The sequence below is a fragment of the Streptococcus intestinihominis genome (genome assembly GCF_046824975.1).
Taxonomy (GTDB): domain Bacteria; phylum Bacillota; class Bacilli; order Lactobacillales; family Streptococcaceae; genus Streptococcus.
This window is the reverse complement of record NZ_JBKQBL010000004.1, coordinates 173,039-197,797: the sequence shown is the minus strand read 5'-3', so window position 1 is coordinate 197,797 and position 24,759 is coordinate 173,039. Positions and strand designations below refer to the sequence as shown.

23 protein-coding genes are annotated in these 24,759 nt (G+C 41.7%); 14 read left to right on the top strand and 9 right to left on the bottom strand.

Going from position 1 to position 24,759, the window contains the following annotated elements:
• Together ACLOR3_RS07815 and ACLOR3_RS07810 are read left to right on the top strand one after the other, a co-directional pair.
• Window positions 1-353: U32 family peptidase (locus tag ACLOR3_RS07815; protein ID WP_412037119.1), on the top strand; the 353-nt coding region annotated here is incomplete at its 5' end.
• 162 nt (window positions 354-515) lie between these two features.
• Window positions 516-1,802, top strand: a complete 1,287-nt coding sequence (locus ACLOR3_RS07810) for a peptidase U32 family protein (RefSeq protein WP_048717389.1) — start codon at window positions 516-518, stop codon at window positions 1,800-1,802.
• 43 nt (window positions 1,803-1,845) lie between these two features.
• Here the strand turns inward: ACLOR3_RS07810 and ACLOR3_RS07805 are convergent, their stop codons facing one another.
• Window positions 1,846-2,175 carry a hypothetical protein gene (locus ACLOR3_RS07805; protein WP_048717455.1) on the bottom strand — a complete coding sequence of 110 codons (330 nt, stop codon included), beginning with the start codon at window positions 2,173-2,175 and terminating at the stop codon, window positions 1,846-1,848.
• 90 nt (window positions 2,176-2,265) lie between these two features.
• Here ACLOR3_RS07805 and ACLOR3_RS07800 point away from each other — a divergent pair, with 90 nt between their 5' ends.
• Together ACLOR3_RS07800 and ACLOR3_RS07795 are read left to right on the top strand one after the other, a co-directional pair.
• Window positions 2,266-2,478: a YdbC family protein gene (locus tag ACLOR3_RS07800; RefSeq protein WP_006597402.1), complete on the top strand. Its 213-nt coding sequence runs from the start codon at window positions 2,266-2,268 to the stop codon at window positions 2,476-2,478.
• Window positions 2,479-2,816: 338 nt separating this feature from the next.
• Window positions 2,817-3,548 carry a cyclase family protein gene (locus ACLOR3_RS07795; protein WP_411399925.1) on the top strand — a complete coding sequence of 244 codons (732 nt, stop codon included), beginning with the start codon at window positions 2,817-2,819 and terminating at the stop codon, window positions 3,546-3,548.
• Between the two features lie 211 nt (window positions 3,549-3,759).
• On the opposite strand, the gene gorA is transcribed toward ACLOR3_RS07795, so the two are convergent.
• A complete protein-coding gene (gorA, locus tag ACLOR3_RS07790) occupies window positions 3,760-5,109 on the bottom strand; it encodes a glutathione-disulfide reductase (RefSeq protein WP_411399924.1) in 1,350 nt (449 codons plus the stop codon).
• Between the two features lie 200 nt (window positions 5,110-5,309).
• Here gorA and ACLOR3_RS07785 point away from each other — a divergent pair, with 200 nt between their 5' ends.
• The 4 genes from ACLOR3_RS07785 (at window position 5,310) to lysS (ending at window position 10,172) form a co-directional block, all read left to right on the top strand.
• Entirely contained in the window at window positions 5,310-6,467 is a 1,158-nt protein-coding gene (locus ACLOR3_RS07785; protein ID WP_411399923.1) for an efflux RND transporter periplasmic adaptor subunit, read from the top strand.
• Complete coding sequence (locus tag ACLOR3_RS07780) at window positions 6,451-7,146, top strand: ABC transporter ATP-binding protein (RefSeq protein WP_006595919.1); 696 nt, start codon at window positions 6,451-6,453, stop codon at window positions 7,144-7,146. Before ACLOR3_RS07785 ends, ACLOR3_RS07780 begins: the two co-directional genes overlap by 17 nt.
• Window positions 7,146-8,498, top strand: a complete 1,353-nt coding sequence (locus ACLOR3_RS07775; RefSeq protein WP_129821891.1) for an ABC transporter permease — start codon at window positions 7,146-7,148, stop codon at window positions 8,496-8,498. The genes ACLOR3_RS07780 and ACLOR3_RS07775 overlap by 1 nt, the downstream gene beginning before the upstream one ends.
• A 183-nt stretch (window positions 8,499-8,681) precedes the next feature.
• The gene (lysS, locus tag ACLOR3_RS07770) at window positions 8,682-10,172 is read left to right on the top strand and encodes a lysine--tRNA ligase (protein WP_048717380.1); all 1,491 of its coding nucleotides are present in this window, start codon (window positions 8,682-8,684) and stop codon (window positions 10,170-10,172) included.
• Between the two features lie 302 nt (window positions 10,173-10,474).
• Here lysS and ACLOR3_RS07765 read toward each other — a convergent pair whose 3' ends face one another.
• From ACLOR3_RS07765 to ACLOR3_RS07755, 3 genes are all read right to left on the bottom strand, one after another.
• Window positions 10,475-11,107, bottom strand: a complete 633-nt coding sequence (locus ACLOR3_RS07765) for a histidine phosphatase family protein (protein WP_287516464.1) — start codon at window positions 11,105-11,107, stop codon at window positions 10,475-10,477.
• 14 nt (window positions 11,108-11,121) lie between these two features.
• Window positions 11,122-11,595: an aminoacyl-tRNA deacylase gene (locus tag ACLOR3_RS07760; protein WP_411399922.1), complete on the bottom strand. Its 474-nt coding sequence runs from the start codon at window positions 11,593-11,595 to the stop codon at window positions 11,122-11,124.
• An 86-nt stretch (window positions 11,596-11,681) separates the two neighbouring features.
• A complete protein-coding gene (locus tag ACLOR3_RS07755) occupies window positions 11,682-12,545 on the bottom strand; it encodes a GH25 family lysozyme (protein WP_129821895.1) in 864 nt (287 codons plus the stop codon).
• Window positions 12,546-12,801: 256 nt separating this feature from the next.
• Between ACLOR3_RS07755 and ftsW the strand changes: the two genes are divergently transcribed.
• From ftsW to tpiA, 4 genes are all read left to right on the top strand, one after another.
• Window positions 12,802-14,040, top strand: a complete 1,239-nt coding sequence (gene ftsW, locus ACLOR3_RS07750; protein WP_061564188.1) for a cell division peptidoglycan polymerase FtsW — start codon at window positions 12,802-12,804, stop codon at window positions 14,038-14,040.
• A 28-nt stretch (window positions 14,041-14,068) separates the two neighbouring features.
• On the top strand, window positions 14,069-16,894 hold the full coding sequence (gene ppc, locus ACLOR3_RS07745) for a phosphoenolpyruvate carboxylase (protein ID WP_411399921.1): 2,826 nt from the start codon (window positions 14,069-14,071) through the stop codon (window positions 16,892-16,894).
• 310 nt (window positions 16,895-17,204) lie between these two features.
• Window positions 17,205-18,401, top strand: coding sequence for an elongation factor Tu (gene tuf, locus ACLOR3_RS07740; RefSeq protein ID WP_006595927.1), 1,197 nt, complete (start codon window positions 17,205-17,207; stop codon window positions 18,399-18,401).
• Between the two features lie 163 nt (window positions 18,402-18,564).
• Window positions 18,565-19,323, top strand: a complete 759-nt coding sequence (gene tpiA, locus ACLOR3_RS07735; RefSeq protein ID WP_006595928.1) for a triose-phosphate isomerase — start codon at window positions 18,565-18,567, stop codon at window positions 19,321-19,323.
• Window positions 19,324-19,401: 78 nt separating this feature from the next.
• Here tpiA and ACLOR3_RS07730 read toward each other — a convergent pair whose 3' ends face one another.
• Genes ACLOR3_RS07730 through ACLOR3_RS07715 form a run of 4 tightly spaced genes read right to left on the bottom strand, consistent with a single transcriptional unit; the run spans window position 19,402 to window position 23,909 of the window.
• Window positions 19,402-20,577, bottom strand: a complete 1,176-nt coding sequence (locus ACLOR3_RS07730) for an aminoacyltransferase (RefSeq protein ID WP_411399920.1) — start codon at window positions 20,575-20,577, stop codon at window positions 19,402-19,404.
• Window positions 20,578-20,585: 8 nt separating this feature from the next.
• On the bottom strand, window positions 20,586-21,800 hold the full coding sequence (locus tag ACLOR3_RS07725) for an aminoacyltransferase (RefSeq protein WP_411399919.1): 1,215 nt from the start codon (window positions 21,798-21,800) through the stop codon (window positions 20,586-20,588).
• On the bottom strand, window positions 21,800-22,609 hold the full coding sequence (gene yidA / locus ACLOR3_RS07720; protein ID WP_411399918.1) for a sugar-phosphatase: 810 nt from the start codon (window positions 22,607-22,609) through the stop codon (window positions 21,800-21,802). Before yidA ends, ACLOR3_RS07725 begins: the two co-directional genes overlap by 1 nt.
• Window positions 22,599-23,909 (bottom strand): HD domain-containing protein, encoded by a 1,311-nt coding sequence (locus ACLOR3_RS07715; protein ID WP_287515851.1) that lies wholly within the window; start codon window positions 23,907-23,909, stop codon window positions 22,599-22,601. Before ACLOR3_RS07715 ends, yidA begins: the two co-directional genes overlap by 11 nt.
• Before the next feature lie 110 nt (window positions 23,910-24,019).
• On the opposite strand from ACLOR3_RS07715, the gene ACLOR3_RS07710 reads away from it, so the two are divergent.
• Window positions 24,020-24,403 (top strand): YwiB family protein, encoded by a 384-nt coding sequence (locus ACLOR3_RS07710; RefSeq protein ID WP_154857710.1) that lies wholly within the window; start codon window positions 24,020-24,022, stop codon window positions 24,401-24,403.
• Between the two features lie 194 nt (window positions 24,404-24,597).
• The coding region (locus tag ACLOR3_RS07705; protein ID WP_412037134.1) for a cation-transporting P-type ATPase at window positions 24,598-24,759 on the top strand (162 nt) is incomplete at its 3' end.

Sequence of the window (24,759 nt, the reverse complement as noted above, 5' to 3'; positions counted from 1 at the left end):
GAGAGCGAGATCTCTTTTTGGCAGAACCAGGAGATCCAGAAAGCCACTATTCTATCTTTGAGGACAAGCATGGAACTCATATTTTTGCCAATAATGACCTGGATTTGATGACCAAACTCTCTGAGTTAGTCGAGCATGATTTTACCCACTGGAAGTTAGAGGGGATTTATACACCTGGTCAAAACTTTGTGGAAATTGCCAAGTGTTTTGTGAAAGCACGAGAGCTTCTAGAAGCTGGGACCTTCACATCTGATCAAGCATTCTTATTGGATGAGCAGATTCACCAATTGCATCCTAAGAATCGTTTCCTTGACACTGGATTTTATGATTACGATCCAGACATGGTTAAATAAAGGAGAAAAGCCTGCCAGGAGTGCGGGCCTTCCTTTTTGGTGATGGTAAAGAATGAGAATTGTCAAAACAATTCCCAAACCATTGCCTTTCAACTGAATTTGCTATAAAATAGACAAGATTGATAATCTAACTAATATACTTGTAATATACTAGGAGATATGATGACAAAACAATTGAAACGTCCTGAGGTTCTATCACCTGCGGGAACACTTGAAAAACTAAAGGTTGCTGTGCGCTATGGTGCGGATGCCGTCTTTATTGGTGGACAGGCTTATGGGCTTCGTAGCCGTGCAGGGAACTTCACTTTCGAGCAAATGGAAGAAGGTGTCCAATTTGCGGCCAAGTATGGTGCCAAGGTCTATGTTGCAGCCAATATGGTCATGCATGAAGGAAATGAAGTTGGAGCTGGTGAATGGTTCCGTCGCTTACGGGATATCGGAATCGCAGCGGTCATTGTTTCAGACCCTGCCTTGATTACCATCGCAGCGACAGAAGCGCCTGGCTTGGAAATTCACCTCTCTACTCAAGCTAGTGCCACCAACTATGAAACTCTCGAGTTTTGGAAAGACTTGGGCTTGACACGGGTCGTTTTGGCTCGGGAAGTTTCGATGGAAGAACTAGCTGAAATTCGTAAGCGGACGGACGTTGAAATTGAAGCCTTTGTTCACGGAGCAATGTGTATCTCCTACTCTGGCCGTTGTACCTTGTCCAATCATATGAGTATGCGGGATGCCAACCGTGGCGGATGTTCCCAATCTTGTCGTTGGAAGTATGATCTCTATGATATGCCATTTGGCCAAGAACGTAAGAGTCTCAAAGGGGAAATCCCTGAAGAATTCTCGATGTCAGCAGTGGATATGTCGATGATTGACCATATCCCTGATATGATTGAAAATGGAGTGGACAGTCTCAAGATTGAAGGTCGGATGAAGTCCATTCACTATGTCTCTACCGTAACGAACTGCTACAAGGCAGCTGTTGATGCTTATTTGGAAAGTCCTGAAAAGTTTGAAGCGATTAAGCAAGACTTGATTGATGAAATGTGGAAGGTAGCCCAACGTGAGTTGGCTACAGGATTCTATTACGGAACACCATCTGAAAACGAGCAACTGTTTGGGGCTCGTCGGAAGATTCCAGAGTACAAGTTTGTCGGAGAAGTGGTAGCCTATGATGCGGACAAGCAAATTGCGACCATTCGACAACGGAATGTCATCAATGAAGGAGACCAAGTAGAATTTTACGGACCTGGGTTCCGTCATTTTGAAACAGTCATTGAAGATTTGCATGATGCCAAGGGCAATAAAATTGATCGGGCTCCAAATCCGATGGAGTTATTGACCATTCATATGTCAACTCCAGTTGAACCAGGTGATATGATCCGTGCTCTTAAAGAAGGCTTGATCAACCTCTATAAAGAGGATGGAACCAGCCAAACAGTTCGTGCATAAAACGTAAAAAAAAAAACACCGCATGCTTCCCGAGCTTGGAAGTTTACGGTGTTTTTTGTTGTGCGATTCGAATCGTATGTGGAACGAGACTAATCTTTTGAATGTCAGAAATTCGAATGATGGTTGACATACTCTTTTTAAAATTCTTGACAATAAGTTGTTTTCGTTCCTGATCATATTTAACGATATCGCCTGTAAAACTCTTATTTTGGAAGATGACATGGACTCCTTGTTTTTTTCGAAGGGCCAGTTCAATAATCTGAATCGTTTTACCATCCTCTAAAGGAGCTGGTAGAGAGGTTTTATCGTTGAAAAATTCATTGGCTCGGTCCTTGAGAAGCTCAAGAAATCTTTTCATAGCATAATTCTCCATAAGTTGATACAATATATTATAGAAAATTTCATTCATTTTGTAAAATTTTTTACGAATTATTAAGGTGAAAGACATTGAAAGGAGTATTAAATGGCAGATTTTAGTTTTGAAATTGAAGAACAACTCTTGGTCTTATCTGAAAATGAAAAAGGATGGACCAAGGAGTTAAACCGGGTTAGCTTTAATGGAGCACCTGCCAAGTATGATATCCGAACTTGGAGCCCTGACCATACGAAGATGGGCAAGGGGATCACTTTGACCAACGAAGAATTCCAAGTTTTGCTAGATGCATTTAAACAGTAATAGGATGAGTAAGAAAGAGAGTGGGACAGAAATCGGTAATTCGTTAGAATTCGATTTCGTCGTTCCACCTCCGCACAGTTGAGTAGGGCTGTAAAAGCTGATGAAATCAGCGTGGTAGAGCCCACTCAACCACTGCGTCTTGCTCGATAATCCAAATACAATTGATAGGCTAGGACTTTTGTCCCAGCCTCTTTTTTGATGCTTTCTATAATTATAGTTTGAAACTATATCCCATTCAAGAAAACAAGATTAACGCAAATCATTGTGGATGATGGGATGGACTGTTATAATAACCTTATTCATTTATGCCATGTAGCACTTATAGGAAAGGAATCCATATGTCAGATTTACTAAGTATTTATAAAGAATTGCAAACTAAAAAATGGGTGGACTTGAGTCACCAAATCAATGCAGAAAGCCCACACTTCCCAGCTCTTCCTGCCTTGCAACAAGAAGACCTTTTCACATTAAAAGACGGTTTCCATGTTCAAAAATTTACAGTGGTTGGTCAATACGGAACGCATATTGATGCACCAATTCACTTTGTAGAAGGGGGCCGTTGGTTGGATGAGATTGACCTTAAAGATCTCCTCTTGCCACTCTATGTTATCGACAAGTCTAAAGAAGTTGCTGCGAATCCAAACTTTATCTTGAGCAAACAAGATATCTTAGATTTTGAAGCTGAACATGGACAAATTGTAGAAGGAGCTTTTGTTGCCTTCCGTAGTGATTGGTCAAAACGTTGGCCAGATCAAGATGCTATGCGTAACCTCGATGAAAATGGGGTTCAACAAAGTCCAGGATGGAGCCGTGAAGCTTTGGAATTCTTGATTCATGAACGCCATGTTAAGGCTGTGGGCCATGAAACCTTTGACACAGATGCTGGTATTCCAGCAGCAGAACACGGCTTGGTCAATGAATACTACCTTTTGGAGCAAAATATTTACCAAGTAGAAGTCTTGAACCACTTGGATCAAGTGCCAGCCGTAGGTGCCTTGATTTCAATTGCCTTCCCTCACTGGGACAAGGCAACTGGTTCACCTGTCCGTGCCATTGCTATCTTGCCTTAAATAAACAGAGCCTGAAGCGTATCTTCGGGCTCTTTTATATGGATGTTGAAATCTATTAGTGAATCTGATGGTTATCTTATCAAACATTGTTATCTTACAAAAATGTAAGGAAAGAAAGTTAAAATGAAAGATTAGACTATGGTAGCTCCAATGATGATCCATTAAAATAAAAACAGAAGAAAAAGGTTTGTCGAACAAACCTTTTCTAATATTAGCGCATAGTAACGAATTCTTCGGATCCAGTTGGATGAATAGCGACTGTCGCATCGAAATCAGTTTTTGTGGCTCCCATCTTGATAGCAACAGCAAATCCTTGGATCATTTCATCTACCCCATACCCAAGACCATGGAGACCGACAACGGTTTCATCCGGTCCTACAGTGATGAGTTTAAATTTAGCCAACTGACGATGCTGGGTCACAGCTGAATACATAGAGGCGAAACTTGAAGTATAGACCTTGATAGCGTCTTTTCCATATTGTTTTTCGGCTTCTTCTTGAGTGAGACCGACTGTACCAATCGCTGGATGAGAAAAGACAACGGTAGGAATGGTTGCGTAGTCCATTTTAGCATCGGTTTTTCCATTAAAGAGACGTTCGGATAGGGTACGCCCTGCCTTGATAGCGACAGGAGTTAATTCTTTTTCGCCCGTGACATCTCCAAGAGCATAGATGCCAGGAACAACCGTATTCTGGTATTCATCTACTGCAATGAATCCTTTTTCATTTAAGGTGACGCCTGCAGCTTCTAGATTGAGGTCTTGGACGTTTGGTTTGCGCCCTGTTGCCCAGATGACATGATCAGCGACAAAAGATGTTTGGTCTTCGAAATAGACTCGGATTTGACCATTTTCTTCCTTCGTGAGTTGAACAGGAACCTTGTGAGCATGGAGAGGCAATCCTTGTTTATCCATCTCTTCCATTAAGCCATCGACAATGTAAGAATCAAACTTTCTTAAAGGACGATCCCCTCGAACGAAGAGGTCTGTCTTAACACCAAGGGCATGGAGGACACCGGCTAGTTCTACCGCAATGTAGCCAGCGCCAATAATGGCAACTGATTTTGGTAGTTCTTCCCAAGCAAAGACATCGTCAGAGGTTTCTCCTAGATCTGCTCCAGCTAGATCTGGGATGTAAGCATGAGCCCCTGTAGCGATCACAATGTGTTTAGCCTTGATGGTTTCCCCGTTGACTTCAACTGTATGAGGGTCGACAAAGCGTGCGCGACCTTGGATATACTCCACACCATTTCGTTTAAAACTACCATCATAAGAAGAACGAGCCCGATCAATATAAGCTTCGCGATTTTTTCTTAAGGTCGCAAAATCAAAATTGGTCTGTTCAGAAGTAAACCCATAATCTGGACCGTAATCACGAATGGCTTCAGCAATTTGGGCGCCATACCACATAATTTTTTTAGGGACACATCCTTTGTTGACACAGGTCCCACCTAGTTGTTTTTCTTCAATAACAGCAGCTCGGGCTCCATGTTCTCCAGCTCGGTTCATGGTGGCAATCCCTCCGCTACCTCCACCAATGGAGATAATATCAAATTCTTTCATGGTTAGTACTCCTTTGTTGATTTACACTTTCATTGTAACAACAAAGGTTACAAAAATCAAGAAATTGCCATCGTTGAATAGGAGGAGAAAACAAGATAGCAAAAAAAACGTGCAAAACAGATGATTCTGAATTGAAAAATGAGGAAATATGATATACTAAACTTATAAATTGAAACGCTTTCGAATACTGGAGGAAAGAAATGAAGAAATTTAAAAAATGGCAAATTATTACAGCGACAGGTGCTGCAATAGCAGTTGTAGGAATGGGGAGCTGGCTTGCTTTTGGAAAATCAAGTAGTGGCCCTGAAGAAATGGTCGATATGACACCTATGGTACAAACCGTGAAAGAAGGTTCGATTGCTTCCTCTGTTCTATTGACAGGTAAGGTCACAGCCAATCAAGAACAATATATTTACTTTGACGGAACCAAAGGAGATTTGCAATCCATCCTAGTGAATGTCGGGGATCAAGTAACCGCTGGCCAAGCTATTGTTCAATATAGTAGTACAGAAGCGCAATCTGCCTATGACGCGGCGGTACGTGCGGTCAATAAGGCAGATCGTCAATTGAACGATCTCTTGACCAATGGAGTGACCATTGATACAACAGGGGATGAGGAAGCAGATAGTAGTTCGGCCTCTCAAGCCCAACGCTCCTTGGATACACAAGTGGGTGATTTGCGCGATGCTCGTGCAGATGCAGTAGCCAATATGGAAAAAGCCAAGGCCTTGTTGGATGCTACAACCGTAAAAAGTAGTACAGATGGAACGGTTGTAGAAGTCAATAAAGACGTTTCCAAATCAACAACCGGAACCAACCAAACCCTGGTTCATATCGTCAGCAACGGTAACCTTCAAGTAAAAGGTGAGTTGTCTGAATACAATCTAGCCAACATTTCAGTTGGTCAAGAAGTGACCTTAACCTCTAAGGTCTATCCTGGAAAAAAATGGACTGGAAAGATTAGCTACGTTGCCAACTATCCGACAGATGCTGGTCAGGCTGGTGCAAATGCCGCAGGTTCTGGACAAGGAACAGGGGGAGCTAAATATCCGTTTACGGTAGATATTACCAGTGAGATTGGTGATTTGAAACAAGGTTTCTCTGTCAATATTGAAGTAAAAAGTTCAACCATCCATCCTTTAGTTCCTGTGACAAGTGTCTTTTCAGACGGCGATCAAAGCTATGTTTGGACGATTGAAGCTGGCAAGGCTAAAAAAGTCAATGTTACCTTAGGAAATGCAGATGCAGAAAATCAAGAAGTCTTATCTGGTTTGAAGAAAGATGCGCAAGTGATCATCAACCCTTCTGGCGATTTGGAAGATGGGAAAGAGGTCGGAAAATATGACAAAATTGATTGAGCTGAAAAACATCAATAAAAGTTATCAAAATGGCGATCAAACCCTACAGGTATTAAAGGATATCCATTTAGATGTGGAAGAAGGGGAATTTCTAGCTATTATGGGACCTTCCGGTTCTGGGAAATCTACCCTAATGAATATCATCGGTCTTCTGGATCGTCCGACCAGCGGTGAGTACAGGCTAGAGGGGGAAGAAGTAGGAAATCTTAGTGAGAAGAAATTAGCCCAGGTTCGCAATGAACAAATAGGCTTTGTCTTCCAACAATTCTTTCTCCTATCGAAACTCAATGCTTTTCAAAATGTCGAGCTTCCCTTGATTTATGCAGGAGTAAATCCTTCTAAAAGAAAAGAATTAGCTGAACAATTTTTAAAGAAAGTTGAGCTAGATACGCGGATGCACCACCTTCCTTCGGAATTGTCTGGAGGGCAAAAACAACGGGTGGCCATCGCGCGTGCTTTGGTCAATCATCCTTCTATTATCTTAGCGGATGAACCAACAGGAGCTCTTGACTCCAAGACCGGCGATCAGATTATGGAGCTTTTGACAGCCCTCAATCAAGAAGGCAAAACCATTATCATGGTGACCCATGAAACGGAGATTGCTGCCTATGCCAAACGTCAGATTGTCATTCGAGATGGAGTGATTTCTTCGGATAGCCGCAACGAAAGGAGGGCCTGATGCAGAACTGGAAATTCGCTATTAGTTCCATTATGGGACATAAAATGAGATCGTTCTTAACCATGGTAGGGATTATCATCGGGGTTGCCTCAGTCGTTGTCATCATGGCTCTCGGAGATGGGATGAAAGCGGGAGTGACTAAGACCTTTACCAAGGATCAACAATATGTTCAGATTTCCTATTCCGCCCGAAAGAGTGGCTACATGACTGGTTTTAATCTTGGACCAGAACCTGTCTCAGAAGAAGGAGGCGCAGAAGGTGGTGGCGAAGGCGGTGTTGCCAGTGAAGAAGACCAAGGAATGTCACCGCCAGCTGGCTATGGAGAGGAAAGTAGCGAGGACGTTGACAACCCAATCCTTGAAACACCACCCGTCGTTCAAGAAGAATGGGTCAAGGAATTGACCAAGATTCCTGGCATTGATGGCTACTATGTTGGTAATACGGCTAATGCCACTATCTCCTATCAGAAGAAAAAATCTGAAGGGGTAAATATCATGGGGGTCAATGATACTTATTTCTCAGTAAGAAAATTTGAATTGGTTTCAGGAAGAAAACTGAATCCTTCAGATTATCAGAGTTTCTCACGGGTCATCATGTTGGATGAAGGCTTAGCTTCGACCTTATTTGGGACGGAAAGTGCCCTCAACCAAGTGGTTGCAGTCGGAGACAACAACTATCGGGTGGTAGGGATCTTCAAGGACCCAAATGCTGGATCTGCATTATACGGGGTTTCTTCTGGAGGAAGTGCCTTGATGGCCAATACCCAAGTAGCTTCAGAATTTGGAACAGAAGAAATTTCTACTATTGTGGTGCATATCCCGGATGTCAAACAGATTAAACCAACTGGGATCGAAGCGGCGAAAAAATTAACCGAGTTATCGGGAGTTCGCCAAGGAGAGTTCCAAATCTTTAACATGGATAGTATCTTGGAGCAGACCAATCAAATGCTCGGTATTATGACAACAGTCATAGGAGCGATTGCAGGAATCTCCCTTCTCGTTGGTGGGATTGGGGTCATGAATATCATGTTGGTATCTGTGACTGAGCGGACACGTGAAATCGGTCTGAGAAAAGCTCTTGGAGCTACTCGTGGAAAAATCTTGATTCAATTCCTCATCGAATCCATGGTCTTGACCATGATGGGAGGAATTCTCGGTCTGGGATTGGCCTATGGTGTCAATGCCCTCATCGCCACAGCTGCCGCAGGTGCTCTAGAAGGACCACCAGTCGTCTCCATGTCAGTGGCTATCGGAAGTATCATCTTTTCAGCTTGTGTCGGAATTGTCTTTGGTATCTTACCAGCAAGCAAGGCATCAAAACTCGATCCGATTGAAGCTCTTCGCTATGAATAAGGATGAATGACCTATATAGTTGACTCGGATGAAGTGAAATTTGATTATGAATGAATGGAATGTGATGGAAAAGGGAGAAGGAACCCTTTCCTTCCATTCCTTTTTTCATTTTTCCTGCTCAAGAATAGTGTATTTCCCCGTCAAATATGATAAAATAGGGGAGAATAACTTAGGAGGTTCCAAATGACTACTGAACATATGGAAGAATTAAATGACCAGCAGATTGTCCGTCGTGAAAAGATGGCGGCTCTTCGTGAACAAGGAATCGACCCATTTGGAAAGCGATTCGAACGAACTGCAGATTCTGGTCAATTGAAAGAAAAATATTCAGAATTAGATAAAGAACAACTTCATGACTTGAACGAAACGGCCATTATTGCGGGTCGTCTTGTAACCAAACGTGGGAAAGGGAAGGTTGGTTTTGCCCACCTTCAAGACCGTGAAGGTCAAATCCAAATTTACGTTCGGAAAGATGCGGTCGGTGAAGAAAATTATGAAATTTTCAAAAAGGCTGACCTTGGAGATTTCCTTGGGGTAGAAGGAGAAGTGATGCGGACTGACATGGGTGAGCTTTCCATCAAAGCTACTCACATCACACACTTGTCTAAAGCCCTTCGTCCCTTGCCTGAAAAATTCCACGGACTTTCAGATGTGGAAACCATCTACCGCAAACGTTACTTGGATTTGATTTCTAACCGTGAAAGCTTTAACCGCTTTGTAACCCGTTCGAAAATCATTTCAGAAATCCGTCGTTACTTGGATGGTCAAGGCTTCCTTGAAGTAGAAACGCCTGTCCTTCACAATGAAGCTGGTGGAGCATCTGCCCGTCCGTTTATCACTCATCACAATGCCCAAAACATTGACATGGTACTTCGTATCGCGACCGAGCTTCACTTGAAACGTTTGATCGTTGGTGGGATGGAACGCGTTTATGAGATTGGCCGTATCTTCCGTAACGAAGGAATGGATGCTACTCATAACCCTGAATTCACCTCCATCGAAGTCTACCAAGCCTATGCTGACTACCAAGATATTATGGACTTGACGGAAGGGATTATCCAACACGCTGCGAAAGCTATTCATGGGGATGGTCCTGTTAACTACCAAGGAACTGAAATCAAGATCAATGAACCATTCAAGCGTGTCCACATGGTGGATGCGATCAAGGAAATTGCTGGTGTTGACTTCTGGAAGGAAATGAGCTTTGAAGAAGCAGTAGCCCTTGCTAAAGAAAAACATGTGCCAGTTGAAAAACACTACACTGAAGTGGGGCATATTATCAATGCCTTCTTCGAAGAATATGTGGAAGAAACCTTGACACAACCAACCTTTGTCTATGGACACCCTGTAGCTGTATCACCATTGGCTAAGAAGAATGACGAGGATCCTCGTTTCACGGACCGTTTTGAGCTCTTCATCATGACCAAGGAATATGCTAATGCCTTTACAGAATTGAACGATCCAATCGACCAATTGGAACGGTTCGAAGCGCAGGCACGTGCCAAAGAATTGGGAGACGACGAAGCAACTGGTATTGACTACGACTACGTTGAAGCTCTTGAATATGGTATGCCACCAACAGGAGGATTGGGAATCGGTATCGACCGTCTCTGCATGCTCCTTACTGATACAACTACTATCCGTGACGTATTGCTCTTCCCAACTATGAAATAAGCTAAAAGAAAACACTGATCGCAAGATCAGTGTTTTTGAATGTATACAGACTATTGTTTTACATAAGACAACTAGATGATTTTCAAAAAATATCTTTTATTTCTTTGTTATTTAAGAAGATTAAAAACTTTCCGCAGTGAGAAAAGTTCCTGAAACTAAATTGTTTCAGGAACTCGGGAGTTTTGGAACCTTAGGTCCAAAACTAAGTCATGGAACTTCTTCGAAGTTCGCTGACGTCCGCATTCACCTAAGGAAAGTTTCTAAGTGAACTTTGCCTCTATTCTAAAACAATTATCTTGCAATCAGTGTTTTTTAGTCTCCAAATAAGAGGTATCATTCCAAGTTTCTAAGTAAAAGTGCTCAAAATCATCTGTTGTCAAAATGGTCACACTAGCATTGTTGAGGCCACCGTTTTTACGGAGTTCCTCTGTTTTATAGCCAAGTAGGCTCCGAATAGAAGCGGTTAAATTAGCCCCATGGCCAACGATTAGAATGGCCTCGCCAGACTTGTCTTTTAAACTTTTGATAAAATTTCCGGTCCGTTGAGTGGTTTCTTCAACGGATTCTGCTCCGAAAATATCGTGGTGAAACTCAGCTAAATTATGACGAAAGGCCTTCATTTCCTCCGGATAGAGAGCCTTCAACTCCACAATTTTTCTACCTTCTAACCTACCAAGCCGCCATTCCCGTAGAGCAGGAGTCTCTTGGAGGGAGATAGGATGTTGATTTTGCTCGAGAATGATTTGAGCGGTATGGACAGCTCTAGGCAGGTCACTTGAATAAGCTGCATCAAAGTATGTTTGAGATAAATGCTGGCCCAAGGCTTTTAACTGTTGGATGGAAGATTCTAAAAGCGGAGAGTCACCATTTGCCCCTTGGATACGCCCCTCTTCATTCCACTCAGTACGTCCGTGACGGACAAAATATAATTTCATATTAGTTTTATCCTTTACTCAACTAAGTCCTCGAAGCTAGCCTTGACAAAATCAGCTAAATCCTGCGCCTTGATTTGAATACTGTGACCAACTTCACCTGCAGAGACAATCATCTGATCGAGTTCCAGGGCTGACTGGTCAATAAAAATAGGGTAGTTGTGTTTTTGTCGAATGCCAACAGGATTATTGGCCCCGTGGACATAGCCTGTCGTCTTTTCCAAGTCTTTTTGTGGAATCATACTAACTTTTTTATTGCCAGATAGTTTGGCCAATTTTTTTTCTGACAAGTGGGCTGAGATGGGAACAATCCCAATGACGGGACCAGTTTTATCACCTGTTAGAGCCAGTGTCTTATAGATTTGATCAGTCGTAATCCCTTCTGGAATGATTCCCTCAAGGGCATTGATTTGTAATCCTGCATGGTCGATTTTTGCTTTTTGCAAGATTTGTTCAACCAATGTTTTTTTTACTTTTTGTTTTTTTGCCATCTCACTCTTCTCTTTCTCTTAATTTCCTAACATTATATCATACTCTTTGAGTTTCCGTTCAAGAGAAAAAGAGGCAGTTGCCTCTTTTAATTTTTTTCGACTGTAAATAGTTTTCGGTAGATCTTTTCTTGATCTTGTGTAGGCGCAATCTGGTTCAAGTCCAAGTAGTGGGTGAAGCCATTCAATTGCCCCTGAGAGGTGTACTGATGAAGATCATACTCGTCATCGGTAGATGGGGCTGCATTGTAGTAGCCGTCATCATAGCCATAAGTTGGAATCCAGAGGGCGGTAAATTTATCAGTGGAGATACTATGTTCTTCCATGAAATAGGTCCCAATATAGATTCCGATATTTTTGGCTCCCAATGATTCTAGCTTGGCACGGAAAGCTTCCACTCCAGCGTTCATATCATTCATCGTTTTTTCTTCTACATCCAACCAATAATAGGTTGGTTTGTATTTTTTGGACGCCTGATAGAACTCTTCTGCTTCCTTTTCCATTTCTTTTTTGTCCTTGGCAGCTACGTAAGCATATACCGCAACTGGAATATTTCGTTTTTGAAACTCTTTAATATGAGTTTCGTATGATTTGTCAATTCCATTTAAATAAGTCGCAGCATTTTCTTTTTTAGCTTGAGCGCCACTATGAACTCGAACAATGACTCCAGAAACATTCTGTGCTAAGAGATCATAATCAATCTCGCTTGGCAATTGCCAACCAGAGATATCAATAATTGGTCGATTCAAAAATTCTTGATCTAATTCTTCAACTGAGTCAGAAGAAGAGGAAGATGGGATTTTTGTTTGATTGGTTTTCTTTGCCTCTTGTAGGGTCTTGTTTCTAGCAAGTTGATTCCTTTGGATATCTGCTACTGTTTTAGAAATTATCAAAAAGGAAAAGATACTTGCGAAAAAGACAAAGAGGACAATTGGTTTAATCCTTTTTCTCATACAGAATCATTTTACCGTAAAAGATGGAAAAAGGCAAAACAAAGGGCCTGAAAACAGGAAAAACAAGATGATATGATAGTGAATCAGAGGATCGATTTTCTTTGCTTCCTCACAATAGTTGGAGTAGAAATAAGAGTCAGACTGGTTTGTTTGATCATCTTTTGAAAGTGAAAACCGAATCTTATTTGGTCTTTCCTTTTTTTTACTATTGAAAGGTGATATAATGAAATTTGAAAATTAGAAGTATGGGTGTTACATGAAATTAGAAAAACGTCATTTTTTAAACTATTCGATCCTGATCCCTTACCTCCTTTTGTCAGTATTGGGATTGATAGTAGTCTACTCGACAACGAGTGCCTTAGCCATCCAAAAAGGGCTTAGTCCTTTCGGGATGATCAGAAGCCAGGGGATCTTTTTTGTTCTAAGTTTGATCACTATTCTGATTACCTATAAGGTGAAATTAAATGTCCTTAAGAAAAAGGGCTTCATCGGAATTTTCATTATAGCTGAGACGATCCTTCTTTTGCTATCGCGTTTCATCACAGATACGGTGAATGGTGCGCATGGATGGTTGAGTTTTGGAGGTTTCTCTATTCAGCCAGCTGAGTATTTGAAGATTATCATCGTCTGGTACTTGGCCTTGGTCTTCTCTAAAAAGCAAGAAGAAATTCAACGATATGATTACCAAGCGTTAACCCACAATCAATGGCTTCCTCGAGATTTGTCGGATTGGCGTTGGATGGTGCTCTTCCTGATTGCTATTGTGGTCATCATGCCAGACTTAGGAAATGCGACCATTCTTGCACTGACAACCTTAATTATGATTAGTGCAAGTGGGATAGCTTACCGCTGGTTTTCAAGCCTATTAGCTATCCTAGTAGGAGGTTCAACCGTTCTTCTTTATTCTATTCAGCTTATCGGGGTAGAGCGTTTCTCTAAAATCCCTGTTTTTGGATATGTAGCGAAACGATTCAGTGCTTTTTACAACCCCTTTAATGATTTATCAGATTCGGGACACCAACTAGCCAATTCTTATTACGCCATGAGTAATGGGGGCTGGTTTGGCTTGGGGCTTGGAAATTCGATTGAAAAGCAAGGGTACTTGCCAGAAGCTCATACAGACTTTGTCTTTTCAATCGTTATTGAAGAACTTGGTTTTGTGGGAGCTAGTCTCATCTTAGCCTTGTTGTTCTTCTTAATTTTACGCATTATTCTTGTCGGGATTCGGGCAAGAGATCCATTTAATTCAATGATGGCGATTGGTATAGGAGGGATGCTCCTGACCCAAACCTTCATCAACATTGGTGGGATTTCTGGGCTGATTCCTTCGACAGGGGTCACCTTCCCCTTCCTTTCACAAGGAGGAAATAGTTTGTGGGTCTTATCCATTGCGATTGCTCTTGTCTTGAATATTGATGCGAGTGAAAAGCGCGCCCTAGCTACTCAAGAGGCCCCTTCTTACGAGAAGCCTCAGAAAATTCAGAGCTATTACTAAATCGGAGTGAGTAAAGAAAGGAGTTATCATGACTTTACAAAAACTAGAGAGCTATACCAACAAAGAGATTATCAAAGAAGAAGCTGAGATTTTAACCACTATTTTAGAAGATATTGCTAAAAATTTGGTGAGTCCAGAAACCTTTGATAAGATTCTTGAATTGAAAAAACTATCTGTTTCAAAAGATTATTTAAAATTGGATCAAATTGTCAAAGAGCTATCAAATGAAGAGATGACTGTGATTTCTCGCTACTTTGCCATTCTTCCCTTGTTGATTAATATCTCTGAAGACGTCGATTTGGCTTTTGAAATCAATCATCAAAATAATGTGGGACAGGACTATCTTGGAAAGCTGTCGTCCACCATTCGCCAGGTGGCTGAGACTGAAAATGCACAGGAAATCTTGGAGCACCTCAATGTAGTACCGGTACTGACCGCTCATCCGACCCAAGTGCAACGGAAAACCATGTTGGACTTAACCACTCACATTCACAGTCTTTTACGCCAACATCGAGATGTAAAAGCTGGCTTGATGAACGAAACCAAATGGTACAACAATTTGCGTCGTAATATCGAAATTATGATGCAAACCGATATGATCCGTGAAAAGAAACTCAAGGTAACCAATGAGATTACCAACGTCATGGAATACTATAATAGTTCCTTCCTTCAGGCTGTTCCTAACTTAATGTTGGAATACAAACGTCTTGCCAAGGAGCAAGGGATTGAGTTGCAACAACCCAAACCGATTACGATGGGAATGTGGATCGGTGGAGACCGGGATGGGAATCCTTTTGTAACCGCAGAGACCTTGAAGCGATCAGCTACGATTCAAAGTGAAGTCGTTCTGAACTATTATATTCAGAAAATCTCTAGTCTTTATCGGAACTTCTCCCTCTCTACCAACCTTTCAAAAACCAGTCAAGCGGTTGAAGAGATGGCAGCCCGTTCCAGTGATACATCTGTCTTTAGAGAGAAGGAGCCCTACCGTCGGGCCTTCCATTATATTCAATCCAAGTTGGTCCAAACCTTGTTGAATATCAAGGAATGGTCTGTCGTTGGCTCAACAGTAGATGACCGTCATCCGGTCGAACGTCTTCTTGGTGCTCACACCCATCAACAAGGAGTGGTTTCCGATTATATCGGTACCCGAATCAGTGGTGCCATCCAAGAGTTGGCAGAAGATCGCCCTCCTTATTACGAAACAGTTGAAGAATTTAAACAGGATTTGACCCTTATTCAAGAGTCATTGATTGAAAATAAGGCAGAAGCTTTAATCTCAGGGGAGTTTGCTGAGTTATTAGAAGCAGTAGAAGTCTTTGGATTCTTCTTGGCTTCGATCGATATGCGTCAAGATTCGAGTGTCCATGAAGCTTGTGTTGCGGAACTTCTCAAAGAAGCTGGAATCAATGACCATTACAGTGATTTGTCAGAAGACGAAAAGTGCGAGTTGCTTTTACAAGAGTTGTTAGAAGATCCTCGTATTTTATCTGCTACCCATGCAGAAAAATCAGAATTACTTGAAAAAGAATTAGCTATTTTCCAAACAGCGCGTGAATTAAAAGACCGCTTAGGAGAAGATGTTATTCGCCAAACCATTATTTCTCATGCAACCAGTGTATCGGATATGCTTGAGTTGGCTATTATGTTGAAAGAAGTGGGACTGATTGACAAGGAAAGCGCACGTGTGCAAATTGTTCCCCTCTTTGAGACGATCGAAGACTTGGATCAATCTGAAGATACAATGAGAAAGTATCTATCACTTCCAATTGCTAAACGCTGGATTGCTTCTAAGAATAGCTACCAAGAAATTATGCTTGGTTATTCTGATAGTAACAAAGATGGTGGTTATCTATCTTCTTGTTGGACTCTTTATAAGGCCCAGCAACAATTAACAGCGATTGGCGACGAGTTTGGTGTCAAAATTACCTTCTTCCATGGCCGTGGGGGAACGGTTGGTCGTGGGGGTGGTCCAACCTATGAAGCCATCACCTCACAACCATTGAGATCCATTAATGACCGCATTCGTTTGACGGAGCAAGGCGAGGTTATTGGCAATAAATATGGGAACAAGGATGCAGCTTATTACAACTTGGAAATGTTGGTATCTGCAACGATTAACCGGATGATTGCTAAGCAGAAGAGTGAAAAGAGCATGTCCGATCAGTACAATGAGATTATGGACCAGATTGTCAATCGTAGCTACGATATTTATCGTGAACTGGTGTTTGGCAATGAGCATTTCTATGATTACTTCTTCGAATCCAGTCCGATTAAGGCCATTTCTAGTTTCAATATTGGTTCCCGTCCAGCAGCCCGTAAGACCATCAAAGAAATCGGTGGCTTGCGTGCTATTCCTTGGGTCTTCTCATGGTCACAGAGCCGGGTCATGTTCCCTGGCTGGTACGGTGTAGGCTCTAGTTTTAAAGAATTTATTGATGCAGATCCTGAAAACATTGAAACCTTGCGTTATATGTACCAAAAATGGCCATTCTTCAAGTCTCTTCTTTCAAACGTAGACATGGTGCTCTCAAAAGCCAATATGAACATTGCTTTTGAATACGCCAAGCTTTGTGAGGAAGAGGAGGTTCGTGACATCTTCAATATTATCCTGGACGAGTGGCAATTGACTAAGGATGTTATTTTACAGATTGAAGGTCATGATGAACTCTTAGCTGAGAACCCTTATCTAAAAGATAGTTTAGATTATCGTATGCCATACTTTAATGTTCTAAACTATATTCAATTAGAATTAATTAAACGCCAGAGACGCGGCGAATTGCCTGCTGATCAGGACAAGTTGATTCATATCACGATCAATGGTGTCGCAACAGGATTGCGTAATTCTGGTTAATCGTGAACCTTAAAACCAATCCCGATTAAAGGGATTGGTTTTTTACTGGAATATAGTGAAAATGATTGTGAAAAAACTCGAAAATTGGTCGCAAAGAATGAAATATCTAGCTGTTTATTTCAAAAAAGAAGTGGAAATGAGATTTCACAAACTTTCATTTGGATAAATTCCTTTAAGAAAAAAGAAATAAGAAAAAAAGCTAGTAAAACACTTGCAATTTAGACGAAATTTGATAAAATAGTAAGGAAAGTTAGACTGTATTGCCTACTGTCTATCTATAAAATATATTTTATTGGAGGCTTTTACTCAAATGGCAAAAGAAAAATACGATCGTAGTAAACCACACGTTAACATTGGTACTATCGGACACGTTGACCACGGTAAAACTACCCTAACTGCAGCTATCACAACTGTTTTGGCACGTCGCTTGCCTTCATCAGTTAACCAACCTAAAGACTATGCGTCTATCGATGCTGCTCCAGAAGAACGCGAACGCGGTATCACTATCAACACTGCGCACGTTGAGTACGAAACTGAAAAACGTCACTACGCTCACATCGACGCTCCAGGACACGCGGACTACGTTAAAAACATGATCACTGGTGCCGCTCAAATGGACGGAGCTATCCTTGTAGTAGCTTCAACTGACGGACCAATGCCACAAACTCGTGAGCACATCCTTCTTTCACGTCAGGTTGGTGTTAAACACTTGATCGTCTTCATGAACAAAGTTGACTTGGTTGACGATGAAGAATTGCTTGAATTGGTTGAAATGGAAATCCGTGACCTTCTTTCAGAATACGATTTCCCAGGTGATGACCTTCCAGTTATTCAAGGTTCAGCTCTTAAAGCTCTTGAAGGTGATGCTAAATACGAAGACATCATCATGGACTTGATGAACACTGTTGATGAGTACATCCCAGAACCAGAACGCGATACTGACAAACCATTGCTTCTTCCAGTCGAAGACGTATTCTCAATCACTGGACGTGGTACTGTAGCATCAGGACGTATCGACCGTGGTATCGTTAAAGTCAACGACGAAATCGAAATCGTTGGTATTAAAGAAGAAATCCAAAAAGCGGTTGTTACTGGTGTTGAAATGTTCCGTAAACAACTTGACGAAGGTCTTGCAGGGGACAACGTTGGTGTGCTTCTTCGTGGTATCCAACGTGATGAAATCGAACGTGGACAAGTTATCGCTAAACCAGGTTCAATCAACCCACACACTAAATTCAAAGGTGAAGTTTACATCCTTACTAAAGAAGAAGGTGGACGTCATACTCCATTCTTCAACAACTACCGTCCACAGTTCTACTTCCGTACAACTGACGTAACTGGATCTATCGAACTTCCAGCTGGAACTGAAATGGTAATGCCTGGTGATAACGTGACTATCGACGTTGAGTTGATCCACCCAATCGCCGTTGAACAAGGTACTACATTCTCAATCCGTGAAGGTGGACGTACTGTTGGTTCAGGTATGGTTACTGAAATCGAAGCTTAATTCGATCTAGTTCCCAGATTAACAATTATATAGACAGACAGAAAACCCCGTGAAGACGGGGTTTTTATTGTTTTATAAAGTAAAAGAGTTTGTGCAACCTTTCATTATCACGAAAATTATGGTAAAATAGTTAGTATAAAATTAGAAAAACGAGGTATGTGAAATGTCACGTAAACCATTTATTGCTGGTAACTGGAAAATGAACAAAAACCCAGAAGAAGCTAAAGCATTCGTTGAAGCGGTAGCATCAAAACTTCCTTCATCTGATCTTGTTGAAGCTGGGATTGCTGCACCTGCTCTTGACTTGACAACTGTTCTTGCTGCTGCTAAAGGTTCAAACCTTAAAGTTGCTGCTCAAAACTGCTACTTTGAAAACGCTGGTGCCTTCACTGGTGAAACTAGCCCACAAGTTTTGAAAGAAATCGGTACGGACTATGTTGTGATCGGTCACTCAGAACGTCGTGATTACTTCCACGAAACAGACGAAGACATCAACAAAAAAGCAAAAGCAATCTTTGCTAATGGTTTGCTTCCAATCATCTGTTGTGGTGAAAGTCTTGAAACTTACGAAGCTGGTAAAGCGGCTGAATTCGTAGGTGCTCAAGTATCTGCTGCTTTGGCTGGTTTGACTCCTGAGCAAGTAGCTGCATCTGTTATCGCTTATGAGCCAATCTGGGCGATCGGTACTGGTAAATCTGCATCACAAGACGATGCACAAAAAATGTGTAAAGTGGTTCGTGACGTTGTAGCTGCTGACTTCGGTCAAGAAGTAGCTGACAAAGTACGTGTCCAATACGGTGGTTCAGTGAAACCTGAAAACGTTGCTGAGTACATGGCTTGTCCAGACGTTGATGGAGCTCTTGTTGGTGGTGCATCACTTGATCCAGAAAGCTTCTTGGCATTGTTGAACTTCGTAAACTAATCGAAAATATATAAGACGAGAGATTTCTCGTCTTTTTTTATCTTAAAAAAACCAGCTAGTAAGCTGGCTTTTGTTTTTTTATGAGCGTCCTAAGATTCGTTTGATCAAGGACAAGGCTTTAAATTTCAGAGGACTTGGGTAATAACGGAAGGTCCCCATCTTACGGACGATGTAGCCGTTGAAGTTTTGTTTGAAACGAAGAACGCCGTCTGAGCCGTCAAAAATCCCTTGAATGCCTAAGAAATTGTATAAGGTGATTCCTTTTTCTAGTGCACGCTTCATGGCATGGTATTGAATCAAGAAGGCAGCAGAGAATTTCTGGTATTTGGTATACGAACCGCCAAACAAATAGGTCACTTCTGATGGATTATAGATGATCAGGGCGCAGGCTAAGGGTACTGTTTCAACTGTTTCGTCCGCCAAGGTCTCCCGGACAATTGTCTTTTGTTTCTCTAATTTTTGCAGCTGTTGCTCATATTGTTTGGATGAAGGATTGAGCAAGGAAATCTTCTGGTCTAAGTAAGCGAGTGCATCTGCTGTATTGATTTCAGCAATGAGAAATTCTGCCTTGTCTCCAAAGGTATCATAGAGATCGTAGTAGTAGTCAAGGCTTTTGTCTTCAAAGCCTTGACGTTTTCCAGTTTCCTCAATAATTTGTTTAAACTGAGGGATTTCCTCTCTCCTAATATTTCGAATGGAAATATCATAGTTGAGGGCAGTCGTAATATTCCGGCTACAGTTCTTGTTGAAGGATTTTAGGAGAGATTTGGCATCAAAATCGGTGAGGTCCTTCAGATAATGCCAAACAGGCTCTCCTCCAGGATAGCCCACTTGTAAGCCATCAAATTGATAGCCAAGATCCAGTAATGATTGGAGAAGCTGTTTTTGCTCTTCTTCAGTCGGATTGCCATTGCTATCGAAAACTTGATAGTGGTCATAGGGTTTTAAAATGAATTCGATACCACCATTTTCTTTTACATAAGCCTGCAATGCTTTGTAAAAATCTGGTAGGTAATGAGTATCCGTAACGATTGGCCCGCTATTGATTTCGTAATGCAGGCCTCCCGTCATAGGTAGGCTGTATAAAATGGCAGAGATAGCTAATGTTCCTTGCTCTTCCCATCCAATATAGTGAATGGTTGCGCCTCTTTTTTGAAGCAAATCAGCCATTTCAATACTCTGTAAAAAAGAGTGATTGGAAGTAGTAAGAGAGTGTTGGTAAAATTCTTCCCTACTAATAATCTTGAATGTCATAGGTCACCTTACTGTTTATTTCTTAGTTTTTTTCGTAACTGATAGGCCTTGTTAACAAGGGGATAAAGCATGCTAGTTGGGAGGTTGAATTCGCCAACAAATTCTTCGATCATTGGATTAAATTTTGACTTGAAGTGGTAGAGTCCTCCATCTAACTGGTTCTCAACTCCTCCCATATTTTGCCAAGTAGCTCCACGGTCAAAGGCATGCTGAGCTGTTTCATACCAAGTCAAAATAGCTGGTTGATAGCGGCGGAAGTTCTCATCCATTCCTGCATAGACATTCTCTGAAGTGCCTCCAAATTCAAGAGTTAAGGTTCCAGAAAGAGAAACAATCTCTTGGCCTGCTTTTAGCTCTTGAAGGAGAAATTGGATTTCTTCTTCCAAGCGTTCTTTTTCTTGACGATTATTATCGATCTTGCCTGGTTTTGTTTTTTCGTTAAAACGACTAGCTTCGGCTTGATTTTTTTCCAGCTGTTCTTTGAGTGAAGCAAGACGTTGAGCCAAGTTAATTCTTGATAGAGTGATATAAGATTGTCCTGCATAGGTTGTTAGCAGTTTCTCATAATAGTCTCTTCCACGAAGATGGATGCCTTTTCGTGCTTCTGTCTTTTTCATCAGAGCTGCAAATTCGTCTAAGAGTTCAGTACCTCCAAAGATGACTTCAACTCCTTTATTTCGAGCAGTCCGAATGGCTTGCTTGGTGGATTTGGACAGTTGGTCCTCAGTGAAGTATTCCTTATAGATATTGGCCTGGAAACGTGGTTGAATGGTTTCTCCCATGTCTTCTGTCCGTCCAACCCATTCCACTCCACATTCTTTTAAGGATTGGATAATCGCCAAAGTAGCTTCTTGATCACTTGTTTCTTGGCCGATTAATCCTTTTCTTAGGAAAAGAGAGGGATCAAACTTGGCAAAGACAGCACGCTTGCTTTTAGCATATGTTTTGATGGATTGGAGCATGAAGGCTACTAATTCGCTGTTTTGATAATCCATAATAGGTCCACGTGGGATATAGAGCATGGTAAAACCAAGTGGAAGTGGCTGGATTAAAATACTTGCGACAGCGACTAGTTTGTGATCTTGGTAAACGCCAAGGCGCTCATTGCCCCAGTTGTCTTTGATCTTTGCCCAATCGGAGCTCTGAAGCAAATTGGTTTGGGGACTAGTTTTAACGAATTCATCATGTTCTTCGGCAGTAATGCCGATTTTGTAACTATACATTAATGGAGTACCCACTTTCTAAGGGCGTAAGCAACACCCGACTCATCGTTGGATCGCGTAACAACTTTCGCAATCTTTTTTAATTCAGGACTAGCATTGTCCATCGCGACTGGGAGACCAGCAACCTCTAGCATGGCCTGATCATTTTCTTGGTCGCCGACCGCCATCACCTGGTCTGGACTTAGGTTTAACTTGGACGCTAAGTGTAAGAGGGCCTGGCCCTTATCAACTGTCTTAGGCAAAATCTCAAGGTAAAAAGGTGCAGAACGCACAATCGTAAAACGGTCGTAAAAACTATCTGGTATAGAGGAGATGATTCTTTCTAAGACTTCCGGTTCATCGACATACATACATTTGAGCACCGTATGATGCTCCATTTCTTTAGGAGTGCGGTAGAAAAGATCCGAGTGGACCAGTTTGGCTTCATGGACAGTGTAGGTACCAATGTTACGATTAGCTGTATAAATGCCAGACTTGGTACTAGCGTGCATAGGAGCCGCTAATTTGCGAGCTAGCGCTTCAATGTCTAAATAGTCATTGTAGGAGAGGTGTTCTTCATAGAGCGTTTCGCCAGTATGGGCGTCTTGAATCAGTCCTCCATTGAAGGTGATGACCAGGTCACCTGGTTGATCCAAATGAAGTTCTTCTAACAATCGAAGGACACCAGAACGAGGACGACCAGTTGCTAAGACAACATGGACCCCTTGAGCTTTGGCATCTTGGATGGCTTGGAAAACTTCACGAGTTACTTGGCCGTCAGATGTTAAAAGGGTCCCATCGATATCAAGTGCAACAAGTTTAATGTTCATCTTTTTCTCCTGTGAAGGTATCGTTAACAATATAGGACTGGAAAAATTGTAGTTGAGGTGTAAATAAGCTATTTTCAAGCAACATTTCTTTTGGGAAATAGAAGCGGTTATCCCCTTGTCTGCTACCGGCTAAGGAAGCAACGATAGGAGAAAGAAGGGATAGCTCAGCTAAATTTCCATCCTTTTGGATGATCTCAATTTGAGTACGAGGTTTTTCTGAATCTGGTCGGTAAACGTCGTAAGGAAGGTCAAAGTTTCGATGAATAGCCGTATAATAGGTTGGATCGAAACCGACCTCTTGAATCAATTGTTTGAGAGCAGCTAATTGTTCTTCATCCTTATCTTGAAAGAGAATGGATTTGAAAACCTTGCGATTGATAAAACGCTGGGCCAAATCAGAGAGAACAGAGTCAGGACTCTCCATCCAAGATTGAAAGTAGGTATTCATAACGCCGTCGTCCAAAGCCAAGTAATCGGCCAGGCTAACTTGGTGCTCAAAAAATGGAATCAGTCGAGGAGAAGTCGCTTGAAAGAACTCTTTATGCGCAAGGTAGAGATGACGTGCCCGCTTGAGCAGGTTCTGCAATAGGACTTCCATTGCTCTGGTAGCTGGATGAAAGTAGACCTGCATATACATTTGGTAGCGAGAAACAACATAATCTTCAACCGCATGCATCCCATTGACCTGAAAAGCAATTCCATTTTCTACTGGGCGGATAACACGCAATATACGAGTTAAATCAAAATTACCGTAAGAAGCACCAGTGAAGTAGGCGTCTCGTAGAAGGTAATCCATGCGATCGACATCAATCTGACTAGAGATTAACTGCACCACCTGTTTATTAGGGTAGGTGTGGTCGATAACACTGGCTACCTTTTGAGGGAAGTCTGGTGCTACTTGAATTAATACCTGGTAGATTTCTGTTTCAGGACAGGTAATAATTTCCTGGGTCATTTTTTCATGATCAGTATCAAATAGCCCTTCAAAGGTATGCGAATAAGCGCCGTGTCCGATATCATGGAGCAAGGCGGCAACCATGGTGAGAAGGGATTCGCTTGAGTCCCATTGGTCGGTGTATTTCTCATCAAAGATTGATAGGATGCGCCGAGCAATTTCATAGGCTCCTAGACAGTGCGAAAAACGACTATGCTCGCCCCCATGAAAGGTAAACCCAGAGGTTCCTAACTGTTTGATGCGACGTAGTCGTTGAAATTCTTTCGTATTAATGAGCTTGTAAATGACTGGGTGATCCACGTGAATATAGTTGTGCACAGGATCCCGAAATACTTTTTCATTCATGCCTCTATTATAGCAGAAAACGGCCTAAATTGGTATCGAGAGATGGTTGCAATAGGAAAAAGAAAGAAGTTTTTGGTAAAATAAAGGAAAGAGGGAAAGGATGGGAACTTTTGAAGATTAGAATACAAAATCAGATTCAATTTGATGATCAAGTGGAAGTGATGGACCAATATTACGAAGGGGAATGGAAGGAAAAAGGTGGCTATCACTATCTGCTTTACGTAAACGAAGAAGGCGAAAAAGTCGCTTTGAAATTTCATGATCAAGAATTGACCATGACGCGCTTTTCAACGCCAAAATCCATCATGAAATTTATAGCTTCAGAGAAAGGTCATGCGCTCATTCCAACTCCCCTAGGCATGCAGCAGTTTGTGATTGATACTCAGGAATATAGATTGGAGCAAAATAGGCTTGGTTTGTCTTATCAGTTGTTAACGGCAGACGGAAGTCAACAGTTTGCGACCTATCGTTTAGAATTGACATGGGAAGACTAGTTTATCAGTAGTTTTTCTTGATTTTTTTACGAGTTGTGGTATAATGAAACCACTCAAGGGAGTAGCTGGCGGATTTCCCGCGATAGTGTCGTCATTCCGAATTATTTCCGGCACTATATTAAACAGCGAGACTTGTTTTTTTAAAAAACAGGTCTCTTTTTTTGTAAAAAGAGGCCAAAAAGGAGGAGACTGTTTTGTCAAAAGAACAAAATAAAGATTTGTTTTACACGCAATCTTCTGAGGAAGTCCTAAAGAACTTGGACTCATCTGTCGAAGGTTTGTCAACCGCCCAGGCTCAAGAACGCTTAGCGACTTATGGTCGTAATGAGTTGGAAGAGGGCGAAAAACGTAGCCTA